A 14,278-nucleotide genomic window follows, 5' to 3' on the forward strand; every position below is an offset into this window, starting at 1 on the left:
ACACTTGCCTCTCCCTATGGGAGAGGGCAATTTACGCTTTCCCGTTAGCCTTCAAACCACTCGACCCAGGCGCCATGGGCGTGCGCCCGGCCCAGCAGAGCCGGTTCCTCGCCGCCCGGCCAATAGCGGATGATCAGTTCGTGGCTGAAGGTCTTGCGGTTGGTTTCCAGTGACATCCATGCCAGCGGCCTGTCCGCAGTCGCCGCTTTGCCCGCCGTTTCCATGGCTGAAGTAATCCGGTCCTTGGTTGTCTGTGGCAGATATTGCCAGACGATCGAATGTATCAGCACCCGGGTGACGCCGCTTTGCTGGGGCAGGAGCAATTGCGCTTCGACCCAGTCGGCGCCATCGGCTTTGGCGACATCGGGTGCGTCCTGTTTGGCCAATGCGATAGACGCCTCCATTCGCTCGAATCGCGCGGGCATTTCCGGCCAGATATAGCCTTTGAGCCGTGCAGCGGTTTCATCATCGGTGAGATCAATCGGATTCTGATCACAACCGTGGGTGCTGACAATCTCGACCGGGGCCTGCGGGGGAGGGGGACCGCGCCATATCGGCTTGATCCGCATCGGCGAATCCTCAGGCCCGGCAAGCACGCCATTGAGGTCGTAATGATAGCGCTCCATCATCGTATTCACGCCAGCACTGGCCCCCAATTCGAGCAGTTCGAATCGCGGGCCGATACGCCCCGACAGCCACAATAGCCCGGCCATGAAGCTCGCCGACCGGCCGGATTCATTGGTCTGCGGAGGATTGTCGAACCATGGCAGCAATTCTGCATCATGGTCGGCAACGACGTCAGCAACGATCGCGTTGATCGCTTGCTGATCGGAAATTTCGCCTCCGTAAATCGGCCCCAGCCGCGATTCCCGGCCCGTCAGATGCAAATAATGCAGCCCGCCGGTCAGCCGCAGCGGCATCGCATCTTCCAGTGGTTTTCCGGGCCAGTTGCGGATTGTCTGTCCGCATTGGGTGTCGCCGTCCATCAGCGCTATCTGGGCCAAAATGATCGACGCGGTGACCGGGGCATCGTTGCGCCGGCAATGTTCCGCCTGACCGCGCATTCCCTGCGCGATATCTTCGACGTCCAAAATGTCCATAACTCGTTGCCCTTTCATCTGCGAAGCCGTAAAGCCGCGGCCATCATGGCCAAACCACTAATCTTTGCAATTCCGAAAGGGAGGATTCTCGACGATGCCTTGCCGCTCCTGGCGCAGGCCGGGATCGTGCCAGAGGACGCCTTTTTTGACAAGTCCAACCGCAGTCTGCAATTCGCGACCAATCTCCCGCATATGTCGATCATCCGGGTGCGGGCATTTGATGTTGCGACCTTCGTCGCCCATGGCGCCGCGCAAATCGGGATTGTCGGGTCGGATGTGATCGAGGAATTCGGCTACAGCGAGCTATACGCCCCGGTCGATCTTGGTATCGGCCGCTGCCGCCTGTCGGTGGCGCAGCCGAAGGACGATGCGGAGCAGGTGGGCAATATCTCCCATCTCCGGGTCGCCACCAAATATCCCAATCTCACCAGCCGCTATTTCGAGGGCAAGGGCATCCAGGCGGAATGCGTCAAGCTGAACGGCGCGATGGAACTGGCGCCCTCGCTGGGCCTGTCGCGGCATATTGTCGATCTGGTCGAATCCGGCAGTACGCTGAAAGCGAATAATCTGGTCGAGACCGACCGGATACTGGATATTTCTGGCCGGCTGGTTGTCAATCGCGCAGCCTACAAGATGCGCAGCGCTGAATTGACACCGCTGGTGCAGAAATTTCGCGAGCTGGCGGGGCAGGTCTGATGCCATTTCGGATGGCTACAACCGACGCCGGTTTTGCCGAGGCCTTCGATGCGCTGGTCAACGCCCGGCGCGAGGCGGATGCGGATGTCTCCGCTGATGTGAAGGCGATCATCCGGGATGTTCGCGAACAGGGCGATGGCGCGCTGCTACGGCTGACCAGCAAATTCGATCGTCACGATCTCGAGCAGACCGGCTGGTGTATTTCCAAAGCCGAATCCGCTGCCGCATTGGAAGGATTGGAAGCATCTCTGCGCATTTCGTTGGAGCTGGCAGCCTTAAGAATTCGTGACTATCATGAGGGGCAACTCCCTGATAACCGGGACTATATTGACGATGCCGGAGTTCGCATCGGGGCCCGGTGGAACGGCGTGGAACGGGCAGGTATCTATATTCCGGGCGGTCGTGCGGCTTATCCGTCGTCGGTGTTGATGAACGCGATACCGGCCAAGGTGGCGGGGGTTGATCAGCTTGTCATGGTGACGCCGGCCTCCGGAGGCAGCATCAATCCGCTGGTGCTGGCTGCCGCAGAACTGGCCGGTGTCGATGAAATCTGGCGGATTGGCGGGGCGCAGGCGATTGCAGCGCTGGCCTATGGCACGGACAAAATCAAACCGGTTGATGTCATAACCGGACCCGGCAATGCCTGGGTCGCGGAAGCGAAGCGGCAAGTATACGGCGTCGTCGGGATTGATATGGTTGCCGGCCCATCGGAAATCGTGGTCGTCGCCGATGGCAAGAATAATCCCGACTGGATTGCCGCCGATCTGCTCAGCCAGGCGGAGCATGATCCGACCAGTCAGTCGATATTATTTACAGATGATCAAAAGTTTGCCGATCAAGTTGTTGAAAAAATAAATGAACAGCTGAGCATTCTTGCAACATCCGAAACCGCGACGACCAGCTGGAATGACAATGGTGCAATCATCATCGTCGAGCGGCTGGACCAGGCTGCACCGCTGGTTGACCGGCTGGCGGCCGAGCATCTCGAACTGGCGATCGATGACCCCGAGGCTCTGTTCCGGAAAATCCGCCACGCCGGATCAGTCTTTCTTGGCCGGCACACGCCCGAGGCGGTCGGCGACTATGTTGCCGGTCCCAACCATGTCCTGCCCACCGGTCGCCGGGCACGATTCTCGTCCGGTCTGTCTGTGACCGATTTCATGAAACGCACCAGCTTCATTCGTTGCGACGAACAAGCTTTGCGCAATATTGGCCCGGCCGCGGTCGCTCTGGCAGAGGCAGAGGGCTTGCCCGCGCACGCTGCCAGCATAGAAAAGCGGCTTGACCAAAGCTGACAGTCAACAGAAAGAAAATGCCATGACCATTTCACTATATGATGCCATAATTCCAACCCAGCTCCAGATTATCGCTGCCGTCCGTGCACTGGTCGACAAGGCAAAAACCCATTGCGAGGACAAGGGCACGGCGCCGGAAGAGATTATCGGCGCGCGGCTGATTGAGGATATGCAGCCCTTTTCCTATCAGGTGAAAAGTTGCCGTGAGCATTCGCTGGGCGCGATTGAAGGGGTGAGAGAGGGCATGTTCACGCCAAGCCTCGTCGCCCCACCCAATGATTGGGAGGGCTTGTACGAAAAACTCGATGAAGCGAAGACTGGGCTGGAAGCGGTCAGCGCAGCCGAGATGGAGGGCTTTGTCGGCCAGCATATGGAGTTTCGCTTCAAGGACGCGGTAATGCCTTTCACCGCCGAAAATTTTCTGCTGAGCTTTGCCCAGCCCAATTTCTATTTCCATGCAACGACTGCCTATGACCTGCTACGCGAGCAGGGCCTCCAGATTGGCAAGCGCGATTTTCTGGGCACTCCAAGGATTAAAAGAGCATGACTGCAAAATCTGCATCCCGATCTGCCGCCCGTCTGGCCGCCGTTCAGGCGCTTTTCCAGCACCAGATGGAAAAGACGCCGGTGCCAAAGTTGATCAAGGAATTTCACGATCATCGGCTGGGTCAGGAAATTGAGGATGATCAATATCATCCGGCGGAGCGGGATTTCTTTGATGACATTGTTATTGGCGTGACCTCCCGGCTGGAAGAAATCGACGATCTTGTAGATGCAAAGCTGGCTTCCGGCTGGACATTGGGCCGTCTCGACAAGACGATGCTCCAGATTCTCCGCGCCGGGACATTTGAATTGGTCGCACAGGACGATGTGCCGATCGCAACGGTGATTGACGAGTATCTGGATGTAGCGCATGCCTTTTTTGACAAAAAGGATGCGGGCTTTGTCAATGGGTTGCTGGACGCCATCGCGAAACAGGTAAGGGGCTGAACCGCACCCCCTTGTGTTTGGGGGGTAGGATTATTGTCTGATTTTCTGGACCGGCTGGATCCCGCATTCCGCGACCTGGTCCCGGATGTGTGGCCCAATATTTTCGGCATATTAAAGACCGATATTGCCCGTGCAAGAGCGATACGGGATGGGCGCTTTGCCGAAATGGCGGCTCTGGTTCCCCCATTTGAAGGCCAGAGCGATGAATATCATATAGCCGGATTGGCGGGGGACCCGGACGTTGCGGTGATCGAATTTCGCGCGCGCGACATGCTCTATCCGGATTGCACGATCATCTGGCTACATGGTGGCGGTTATCTGATGGGGAATGCCGATGACTTGTCGGCGAAAAGCTATGCGTCACTCGCACCGGTGATATCGGTCGACTACCGGATGGCTCCGGAGTACCGCTCTCCGGCAGCGGCCCGCGACGTGTGTGCGGTGATTGAAGGGGTGGCTGAAAACCGCAATCCGCGCAAAATCATTCTTGCCGGCGCAAGCGCAGGAGCCGGACTGGCGGCGAGCGCCGCGTTGCTGAATCGCGACCGTGGTGGCCCGGACATCGCGTTCCAGCTACTCGTTTACCCGATGCTGGATGATCGGCATGATACACCATCGGGGCGGATGGATATTCCGCCATCCTTCTGGACCCGGGATGTTTCGCTGCATGCCTGGTCGCTCTATGCGGAGGAAGACGGTGCCAGCCCCTATGCAGCCGCAGCGCGGGCAACCGATCTCGCTGACCTGCCTCCGGCCTATATCATGTGCGGCGATCTCGATCTGTTTCGAGATGAAGATATTGCCTATGCCAACCGCCTTCGTTCATCCGGCATTCCGGTTGAACTCGCTATCTACCCCGGCGCGCCGCACGGGTTTAACGGATTTGTCCCCCAGGCAGCGGTCAGCAAGCGCGCCAACGCTTCCATCAGAATGGCACTGGAGCACGCTCTCTCTTGAACGAACTGGAATTTATTGACCGGCTTAAGGCCATTACCACCCATCCTGCTGCGCGTGGTCTGGCTGACGATGTCGCGATGATGCCTTTTGGGCGCCACAAGTTGGTGATGACTCACGACATGATGGTCGAAGGTGTACATTTCCTACGCGATGCCGATCCTGCTGATGTGGCCTGGAAACTGGTGGCGGTGAATCTTTCCGACCTTGCGGCCAAGGGCGCGAAGCCGCTCGGCCTTCTGCTCGGCTATGGCCGGACGTCCGGAGACCGGTGGGACGCTGCTTTTGTCGAGGGCCTGAAACAAGCGATTGACCGCTTTGCCGTGCCTTTGCTCGGCGGTGATACGGTGGCGATGGGAGAAGGTGCGCCGAGAACCTTTGGCTTGACCGCGATCGGCGAAGCAAAGGGCCATATCGTGCCCTCGCGCAGCGATGCGAAACCGGGGCACGCCGTTTATGTTACGGGTACGATTGGTGATGCCTGGGCGGGCCTGCAAATTGCAACCGGCTTGTTGCAGTCTCCGGATATCGAGATCACCGCGTCGTTGCTGAAAGCTCATACCCGTCCGATGCCGCGGGTAGAAGAGGGGAGAGCGCTGTCCAATCTCGTCAGCACGATGATGGATGTTTCGGACGGCCTGCTGCTTGATGCATCGAGGATCGCCAAGGCCAGCGGCGTCCAGATCGAAATAGATCTGGCGGAAGTGCCGCTATCCAGACAGTTTCAGAGCCTTTTGGGCGACGACCAGGAGGCCCGGCTCAAGGCGGTAACCGGCGGTGACGATTATCAGTTGCTGCTTACTGCCAGTCCCGAGACCGTTCTGCCAATTGCGTTGACATGCGTGGGAACCTGTCGCCCGGGATCGGGCCTCACCCTGCATAGTCATGGCGAACGGCTGGAGCTTCCTGAACATCTGGGTTTTGTGCACATCTGACCCGTCGGGCCCGGTCTGGTTCCACAGCCGCGGTTGCGCCTGTCAAAACGGGTAAAATCAAGACTTGCACGTTTTTCGTCCCGCCCTATAGTTTGGATGACAGCCCCGCGTCTGACGGGGCGTTTTATTGTAACAAACGGAGGGGATTTGAAGCGATGACCGTCGTCACCATTTCAATTTTATGCGGGTTTATCGCCATATTATATGGCTTTATTACCAGCCGACAGGTGCTCAGTGCGCCGGCTGGCAATGAGAAAATGCAATCTATCGCAGGCGCGATACAGGAAGGTGCACAAGCCTATCTGAACCGCCAGTACCGGGCCATCGGCCTTGTCGGCATTGTCGTTGCGGTTCTCGTTTTCATCTTCCTCGGAGGCATTTCCACCGTAGGTTTCCTGCTCGGGGCGATACTGTCCGGCGTAGCGGGCTATATCGGCATGAACATTTCGGTTCGGGCCAATGTCCGCACGGCTCAGGGTGCGAGCGAAAGCCTGCAAACCGGTCTTACCGTCGCCTTCCGCGCTGGTGCAGTGACCGGTATGCTGGTGGCTGGCCTCGCATTGCTCGCGATCTCCATCTTCTTCTATGTATTAACCACCCAGATGGGCATGGCCGCCAATGACCGCACGGTCATCGACGCGCTCGTCGCTCTGGCCTTCGGTGCCTCGCTGATCTCGATCTTTGCGCGTCTTGGCGGTGGTATCTTCACCAAGGCCGCCGACGTGGGTGCCGATCTGGTCGGCAAGGTTGAAGCAGGCATCCCCGAGGATGACCCGCGCAACCCTGCAACCATCGCAGATAATGTCGGCGACAATGTTGGCGATTGCGCCGGCATGGCGGCTGACTTGTTCGAGACTTATGTCGTGACGGTCGGAGCCACCATGGTCCTTCTGGCGCTGTTGTTCGGCGATCTCGTTGGCAGCGCAATGCTTTATGACCTTATGTCTCTGCCTCTCATCGTCGGCGGTGTCTGCATCCTGACGTCGATTATCGGTACCTATATGGTGCGGCTCGGCAGCGGCACGAACATCATGGGCGCGCTCTACAAGGGCTTCATCACCACTGCGGTGCTGTCGATCCCGGCCATCTATTATGTGACCATGCGCACGCTCGGTGACATGAATACGCCGATCGGTGTTGCGCTTGACGGAACTGGCGGGTTTACCGGCATGGCCCTGTTCTGGTCGATGATGGTGGGGCTGGCTGTGACCGGCCTGATCATCTGGATCACCGAATATTATACCGGTACGGAATATCGTCCGGTGCGGTCGATCGCCAAATCTTCGGAAACCGGCCACGGTACCAACGTGATCCAGGGGCTGGCAATTTCGATGGAAGCAACGGCCTTGCCAACGCTGGTCATCGTCATTGGCATTGTCATCGCATTTCAGCTTGCCGGTCTGATCGGCATCGCCTTTGCGGCAACCTCCATGCTGGCGCTTGCCGGAATGGTTGTGGCTCTGGATGCTTATGGTCCGGTAACGGACAATGCCGGCGGTATCGCCGAAATGTCCGGTCTGGACGAAAGCGTCCGCGAGAAGACCGACGCGCTTGACGCGGTTGGCAATACGACCAAGGCGGTAACCAAGGGCTATGCCATTGGTTCGGCCGGTCTCGCGGCGCTGGTGTTGTTCTCGGCTTATACCGCTGACCTGAAAGAGTTCTTCCCGAACCTCGAAGTCAGCTTCAGCCTGGAAAACCCCTATGTGATCGTCGGCTTGCTGCTCGGCGCGCTCTTGCCCTATCTCTTCGGAGCCATGGGCATGACCGCTGTCGGCCGTGCTGCGGGTGACGTTGTGAAAGACGTTCGCGCGCAATTTGCTGCCGACAAGGGTATCATGGACGGTACTTCGCGTCCCAATTATGCGCGCACGGTCGATCTCGTGACCAAGGCTGCGATCAAGGAAATGATCCTGCCATCGCTGCTGCCGGTGCTGGCACCGATCGTGGTCTATTTCGTGATCACCGCGGTTGCGGGACAGGCGAACGGCTTTGCCGCACTTGGTGCTCTGCTGCTCGGCGTGATCGTCTCCGGCCTGTTTGTTGCCCTGTCGATGACGGCAGGTGGCGGTGCCTGGGACAATGCCAAGAAATATATCGAGGACGGCAATCACGGCGGCAAGGGCTCTGACGCCCACCATGCTGCGGTGACTGGCGATACCGTTGGCGATCCTTACAAGGATACCGCGGGTCCGGCCGTCAATCCGATGATCAAGATCACCAATATCGTCGCCTTGCTGCTGCTAGCAGCGCTCTATGCGGCGCAGGGCGGCATCCACTAGGACGCTGAACCTATCGATCTCAAAAAAGGCCCCGCCGGAAGCGATTTCGGCGGGGTTTTTTCATGGTCGGAGCCGGTCTGCGTCCGTCGACCGAGCGTTAATCACATATTACCCCTTTGTCCCTAGCATTGCCGCTAGATCGAAAAACGGACGCGGGGCATAAAATTTGATGGATCTAAGCGGGTTACAGGACGCTGCTTGCAAACAGGTTGGGGATGACCGGTTCCACGATCACCTGTCCGCGTCCACTCCCCGAGCAATATTCCTTCCGGTCGCGGACATTGATGCCCATCTGGCGGAGGCGTGGACGGATCTTGCTCGACAGGCGAGCGAGCCGAATATCTTTTACGAGCAATGGTTTCTGCGTCCCGGCCTGACTCAATTTGGCCAAGACCCCGAGCTGCGACTTTTCCTCTTATGGGCGGGTGAGCCTGGTCATTCGCCGCTGCTCGGGCTGCTCCCGCTTGGCCCCGTCGACCGCTTTGGTCGCTTGCCGGCAAGGCATGTCCAGAACTGGATGCATCACAATTGTTTTCTCGGCACGCCGCTGGTCCGCACGGGATTTGAACAGATATTCTGGGAAGAGTTGCTGACCGCGCTCGACAGCAGCGACTGGCCGGGTTTTCTGCATATCAATGGCATGACGATTGGCGGCCCGCTGGATCAGGCCCTGCGCGCGGTTTGCAGTGACCAGAAGCGCTGCTGCGATCTGGTGCACAGTACCGCGCGGGCGCTGCTCCAGAGCGACCTCAGCTCTGATGCCTATCACCGTGCCACGTTGCGGGGGAAAAAGCGCAAGGAATGGCGGCGGCTGGGCAAACGGCTGAACGAACAGGGCGATGTGACCTTCGGGCAGCATCTCGGTGCAGCGGGCCTGGACGAGTGGACCGACGAATTTCTGAGGCTGGAAAAGGCCGGATGGAAAGGTAAAAATGGGTCGGCACTGGACAGCTCTCCGGAAACCAGCGCGTTTTTCCGGCAGGCGCTTGCCGGCGCGGCGGCGGCGGGCCAACTGGAACGCCGCGATATTCGTCTCGATGGAAAGCCGCTGGCGATGCTGGTCAACTTTCTCTCCCCGCCCGGCGCCTTCGGCTTCAAAACCGCCTTTGATGAAGAATATTCCCGCTTTTCGCCCGGTGTCCTGTTGCAGATTGAAAATCTGAAATTTCTGGATCTGCGGGCGCTGCAATGGATCGACAGCTGCGCGTCGCAGGATCATCCGATGATCGACAGCCTGTGGTCCGATCGCCGCCATATCGGCCGCTTCTCGATCGAATTGCAGGGCCTCTGCCGTCGCGCCGTCTTCCGCGGAGTCAGACTGGGAGAAACCTTGATGACCAAAATCAAGGGGCGCACCATTGTCGACCCGACGGAGCGTTCGCAATGAACCGGATGTCCGCCAAGGCGAGCTTTCAGCCGCAGGTTTTCGGTGCCGAGATGCGTCGGCAATTCGATGCCTGTTATCCTGAACAGGCGCGGGTGCTGGATCATAATATGGTGTCGCATGAATTGCTGACACTGGACGCCTTGGCGCGATTGGGGGAGGTGCTCCCTGAAAAGAGCATTGAATATAATCCCGGCGATCTGCCTGTCGGCATCAAGCCCGAGCATGTGCCGAGCAATGGCATGACCATTGGTGACACCATCCGGATGATCGATCGCTCGGCCAGCTGGGCGGTGCTCAAGAATATCGAGCAGATGCCGGAATATGAAGAATTGCTGCGTTCGCTGCTAGGTGAAATCCGACCGATACTGGAAGCCAAGACCGGCAAGATGCTCAAGCCACAGGGCTTTATCTTCGTGTCGTCACCCGACGCGGTGACGCCCTATCATTTCGATCCGGAGCATAATATCCTGTTGCAGCTGCGCGGCGAAAAATGGATGACGACTTTCCCCGCCGGTGACGCCCGCTTTGCGGCAGACGAAATCCACGAGGGCTATCATCTCGGCGGGCATCGCAATCTGGTCTGGCGGGAAGGGTTCGAGGCCGAGGGTAGCCGTCACCACCTGACTCCCGGCAAGGCGATTTTTGTGCCCGTGATGGCCCCGCACCATGTGAAGGTGGGCGGCGAGTCCAGCATCTCGCTCTCGATCACCTGGCGCAGCGACTGGAGCTTTGAAGAGGCGGACGCGCGGGCGTTTAACGGCTGGCTGCGCAAGAGGGGCGTGACGCCCAGGGCACCGGGGCGCTTTCCGGCACGGAACAAGGCGAAGGCGCTGGCCTGGCGGGTGCTGCGGAAGCTTGGTATGATCGGATAATCGCAAGTGATCATCCCGGCTTGACATTCCGCCCGCCACCGTCACTCTCCCCTAAAAAAACAGGGAGTGAGAATATGGCCACCAATATCGCTGCAGTACCCACCACCATGGATGCTTTTATCGAAAAGCAGGCGCGGGCGGATGCGGTGGTGAATATCGTGCTGGCGGGCGGGATCAATTACTGGCTGACGCGTGATCTGCCTTTTATTCCGGCGGTTCTGCCTTTTGGCGACCCGGCGCCCAATCTGGGCGGAACCCTGATTGCCATCGCAGTGCTGATGAGTGTGTTGCTGTCGCTGATTGTCTGGGCGATCACGGTTTCGCAGCGCAAGGCGGGCAAGATCGTGCCCGGCCTGTTGGCCGATACAAGGTCAGGTTTTACGCCGCTGGTTCTCGCGCTGAAACATCTCATGTTCACTCTGGTCCCCGCCATCCTGATCGTCATGATTCTGCAAGGTGCCGCGCCGGAGCTCCGCTTTTCGCCGATGGTTTTTACTGCGATTGTCACCGTGATTGCGGCGGTACTGGCTTATTTCATGTCCAAGAGCACAACCCGGGCGACGCTGCAGCTCTGACCATTTCCAAACCGGCCTGATTGAGCTAGTCGTGGTGCATGATCATTATCACCGCCTCCTTCGCCGTTCCGCCCGCCAGGCGCGAAGATATCATCGCGCTATGTGTGGAACATAGCGCCCGTTCCCGCGCCGAGCCGGGCTGTATCTCGCACCATATCCACGCCGACTGCGAGGATCCGGAACGTCTGTTCTTTCATGAGGAATGGCAGGACGAAGCCGCCGTCGCCGCGCATTTCGCGGTTCCGGAATCGGGCGCGTTTGTGAAGCGGTTGACGGCGCTGGTGGGCGAACGACCGGAGATAAAAATATATCGGGCGGAAGCAGTTTCGATGGCGGAGCTGGGTTAAATCGATCCGCTAGCCCTGAGCTTGTCGAAGGGCGTCTATCGACGAGAGACGTGGTTCGACAGGCTCACCACTAACGGCAGTTCCTGAAACGAATTTCGCATATCCCTAAAACCGCTTGCGGAAATCAATCTCGACATAGCGCCCGACCGGATCGACATAGCCCTGCTGATAGCTGAGCGGGATCAGGCCATTGCCGTCGCGGACGGTCTGGATATCATTGAAGATATTATCCACCTTGAAGGCGATCCGGCTGTTTTTCAGGAACGGGACATTCTCGGTCAGATTGCCCCGATCATCAAGATTGATGAACGTCCGCAAATTGACCGTGGTCAGGTCGGAAAAGCGCAGGTCCGAGCCGGTAATCCCGCCATCGACACGGGTCGAGACCTGGTGCTTGGCATCGAGCCGGAAACCGAGGCCGTTGTTGAACCAGCCGCCGTTGATCTCGAACTCGTGACGCGGGCTGCCGCCAGTGGAGCCTGTGGCCGATCCGTTCAGCAGATCCAGTTCCTCCACACCGGGACGGATCAGGATGCGGTCCTCGAGGCGGATGGTGTGAAAGGCCGAGAGTTGCCAGCGTCCGCCGCGTGGGCGACCGCTTGCTCCGGGGCCGCCGCCGCGGGGAGCACCCGAGCGTGAACCCGGTCCGGCTCCGGCAGCGGTTCCCTCTGGCGGCTTGCCCTCCTTCGTCTGGCCGTCTGGTGAGCCTTCGCCTTCGGGCTGTGGCGGTCGGGCTGTTGGCATGGGGCGACCCCGCATGCCGCCACGCTGCTCGCCAAAGCGTTTGGAAAAATCGATCCCGTAACGGATGCGCTCGCTGTGGACATTGGCGTAGCTGACCGGCCGCCGGTCGATCGCAATCAGCTGGCCGCTGGCATCGCGGGTGACGCGGTCGGGAAAGGCGGCTTCGATCTCGGGCGTGAGCAAGGGGAAGCTGGACGCGACATTGTCACTGTTGTTGCGGAAATATTCGCCGAGGAAGGTGAAGCCATCGAGCCATTCGGGCCGATAATTGACCGCCAGCTTGATATCGCGCCGGGTTTCCGCTGGCAAAGCCAGATTGCCCCCGGTTGTGATCGCCGCGAGCACGGTTTCGCCGTTGGTAAAGTCGAAGGTTGTCACATCCGGCGTGACGATTACCGGGTTGCCCAGCTGGGCGATGCCGGGTGCGGCTTCCTCGCCGATGGCGGAAGCAGTGAAGACCAGACCGTCCAGCGGTTCCCAGTTCAGGCCGAAACCAAATTCCACCAGTCCGCCAAAGTCGGACAGGTCGGAATAGCCAAGATTGCCGTTGATCGACAGCTTGCCGATTGCTTCCGCGACGTCGATATTCTCGTCGGCCAGCGGGATATCGATATTGATCCCGGTGCTCAGCTTGTCCCGGCTGAGGCTGGCGGCGGTCACTATGCCGCTGCGGATATCGCGGCTGTCGAGATCTTCCCGGTCATAGCCGCCGCGGATCGTCGTCGTTACCGCGCCGGACGGCAGGACGAACAGGGTCCCGGAGAGAGTCGCAAGATTGCTGATTGTCTGGTCGACCACGCGCGCACTATCGGTGACCGGAGCGCCGAGCAAATTGCCGAAACTGGTCGCATAGGGATCGGCTGTCCCGGCATTTATCGCCGCCTGCAGCGCGCTGATGTCGCCCGACCGGTCGGTGTCGGTATTGACCTGTGCCCGTGTGTAATCGCTGGTCAGTGACCAGCGCCAGTCGGAGAGCGAGCCGTTCAGCGACAGTCCTGCCTGGGCTGTGTTGCTTTCCTGTACCCGGCGCAGCGGGCCATATTCGGTAAAATAGCGGAACAAGGGCAAGCCTGCGACTTGCAGCGTTCCGCTGGGCAGGCCCTGCAGGCCGCGCGACTTGTCGTAGACATAGCCGCCGTTCAGCGAGAGCGCCATGCCATTGTCGAAGCTTCGGCTGTAATTGGCGTTGAGCTCGACATTGTCGGTCGGTGCGACCAGCGTGCGGAAGTCGCCGAGACCGACCAGGTCACCGGCCGCGTCCTGGATGATATCGCGCTCGCTTTCGGTGATCGCTGTGTTGTTCTGCCACTCCAGATTGATGTTGATGCGGTCACTCTTGCCGATATGCGTGACATTGGCTTCCAGTTCCGACCGGCCCTGTCCGCCCTGCGTCGGCACACCATATTCCGCCGATGCGCTGACCCCGGTATATTGATCCTTCAGGATGAAATTGATCACCCGCTGATCCGGACGATAGCCATATTGCAGCGCCAGCTCTTCCGGGAAGACCTGCACCGTGCGAATGGCTTCGGGCGGCAGATCGCGAATTTCGCGGAAGCCGGAGGTGCGCTGACCATTGATCAGTACCACCGGGCGTCCGCTGCCACGGCCGCGACTTGATGTTGTCTGGGAAGAGATTGCCTCGAGCAGATCCTGAACCGAGGAGGCCCCATAGCTGGCGATGTCGGCTTCGCTCAGTTCGACGACCGGCGGTATCTCGGTGACTATTGCGCCGCGGGGGCGTTCTGCCGTGACGACAATCTCTTCGTCGGGATAATCCCGGTCGGGGTCGGAAAGTTGTGCGCTGGCGGGCGCGGTGAAGAGCATGGCCGCCAGCGCAAGGGGAGAAGCGTTAAAAAAGGTTCGGGGGGAAGACATCATGATTTGGTTCAATAGCTCGAATAAGGGGGAAGTAGATGTCGGAAATGCCATGTAAGTCCTGGCCTTGGAATATTTTCTTTGTATTAAATTGTCGCAGCGCCATCATCGGGCCCGGTACCGGATTAGTCTGTATCTGGCAGATGCAGCTAATCCTTCCCTTTTGGCGCATTTGCCGTTATGGCGCACTGCAACACGCGGAATTGCCGCAATATTAGGGAAA

Annotated in this window: 13 protein-coding genes; 11 read left to right on the top strand and 2 right to left on the bottom strand. The window is 59.1% G+C overall.

Annotated elements, in window-relative coordinates; genetic code table 11:
• Positions 1-44: 44 nt before the first annotated feature.
• Positions 45-1,100 (bottom strand): DUF2332 domain-containing protein, encoded by a 1,056-nt coding sequence (locus ACN0WX_RS12320; RefSeq protein WP_417622632.1) that lies wholly within the window; start codon positions 1,098-1,100, stop codon positions 45-47.
• A 45-nt stretch (positions 1,101-1,145) separates the two neighbouring features.
• Here ACN0WX_RS12320 and hisG point away from each other — a divergent pair, with 45 nt between their 5' ends.
• From hisG to ACN0WX_RS12375, 11 genes are all read left to right on the top strand, one after another.
• The gene (gene hisG / locus ACN0WX_RS12325; protein ID WP_417622633.1) at positions 1,146-1,796 is read left to right on the top strand and encodes an ATP phosphoribosyltransferase; all 651 of its coding nucleotides are present in this window, start codon (positions 1,146-1,148) and stop codon (positions 1,794-1,796) included.
• Positions 1,796-3,091: a histidinol dehydrogenase gene (gene hisD, locus ACN0WX_RS12330; protein WP_417622634.1), complete on the top strand. Its 1,296-nt coding sequence runs from the start codon at positions 1,796-1,798 to the stop codon at positions 3,089-3,091. The genes hisG and hisD overlap by 1 nt, the downstream gene beginning before the upstream one ends.
• A 22-nt stretch (positions 3,092-3,113) precedes the next feature.
• On the top strand, positions 3,114-3,638 hold the full coding sequence (locus ACN0WX_RS12335; RefSeq protein ID WP_417622635.1) for a DUF1993 domain-containing protein: 525 nt from the start codon (positions 3,114-3,116) through the stop codon (positions 3,636-3,638).
• Positions 3,635-4,081: a transcription antitermination factor NusB gene (gene nusB, locus ACN0WX_RS12340; RefSeq protein ID WP_417622636.1), complete on the top strand. Its 447-nt coding sequence runs from the start codon at positions 3,635-3,637 to the stop codon at positions 4,079-4,081. The genes ACN0WX_RS12335 and nusB overlap by 4 nt, the downstream gene beginning before the upstream one ends.
• 33 nt (positions 4,082-4,114) lie before the next feature.
• On the top strand, positions 4,115-5,038 hold the full coding sequence (locus ACN0WX_RS12345; protein ID WP_417622637.1) for an alpha/beta hydrolase fold domain-containing protein: 924 nt from the start codon (positions 4,115-4,117) through the stop codon (positions 5,036-5,038).
• On the top strand, positions 5,035-5,970 hold the full coding sequence (gene thiL / locus ACN0WX_RS12350) for a thiamine-phosphate kinase (RefSeq protein WP_417622638.1): 936 nt from the start codon (positions 5,035-5,037) through the stop codon (positions 5,968-5,970). The genes ACN0WX_RS12345 and thiL overlap by 4 nt, the downstream gene beginning before the upstream one ends.
• Positions 5,971-6,125: 155 nt before the next feature.
• The gene (locus ACN0WX_RS12355) at positions 6,126-8,252 is read left to right on the top strand and encodes a sodium-translocating pyrophosphatase (protein WP_417622639.1); all 2,127 of its coding nucleotides are present in this window, start codon (positions 6,126-6,128) and stop codon (positions 8,250-8,252) included.
• A gap of 169 nt (positions 8,253-8,421) precedes the next feature.
• Entirely contained in the window at positions 8,422-9,639 is a 1,218-nt protein-coding gene (locus ACN0WX_RS12360; RefSeq protein ID WP_417622721.1) for a GNAT family N-acetyltransferase, read from the top strand.
• A gap of 5 nt (positions 9,640-9,644) precedes the next feature.
• Complete coding sequence (locus tag ACN0WX_RS12365) at positions 9,645-10,511, top strand: transcriptional regulator (RefSeq protein WP_417622722.1); 867 nt, start codon at positions 9,645-9,647, stop codon at positions 10,509-10,511.
• A 74-nt stretch (positions 10,512-10,585) separates the two neighbouring features.
• Positions 10,586-11,086, top strand: a complete 501-nt coding sequence (locus tag ACN0WX_RS12370) for a hypothetical protein (protein WP_417622640.1) — start codon at positions 10,586-10,588, stop codon at positions 11,084-11,086.
• Between the two features lie 38 nt (positions 11,087-11,124).
• Positions 11,125-11,433 (top strand): putative quinol monooxygenase, encoded by a 309-nt coding sequence (locus ACN0WX_RS12375; RefSeq protein ID WP_417622641.1) that lies wholly within the window; start codon positions 11,125-11,127, stop codon positions 11,431-11,433.
• Positions 11,434-11,538: 105 nt separating this feature from the next.
• Here ACN0WX_RS12375 and ACN0WX_RS12380 read toward each other — a convergent pair whose 3' ends face one another.
• Positions 11,539-14,058 carry a hypothetical protein gene (locus ACN0WX_RS12380; protein ID WP_417622642.1) on the bottom strand — a complete coding sequence of 840 codons (2,520 nt, stop codon included), beginning with the start codon at positions 14,056-14,058 and terminating at the stop codon, positions 11,539-11,541.
• Between the last annotated feature and the right edge of the window lie 220 nt (positions 14,059-14,278).

The organism is Parasphingorhabdus sp. (assembly GCF_048269915.1).
Taxonomy (GTDB): domain Bacteria; phylum Pseudomonadota; class Alphaproteobacteria; order Sphingomonadales; family Sphingomonadaceae; genus Parasphingorhabdus.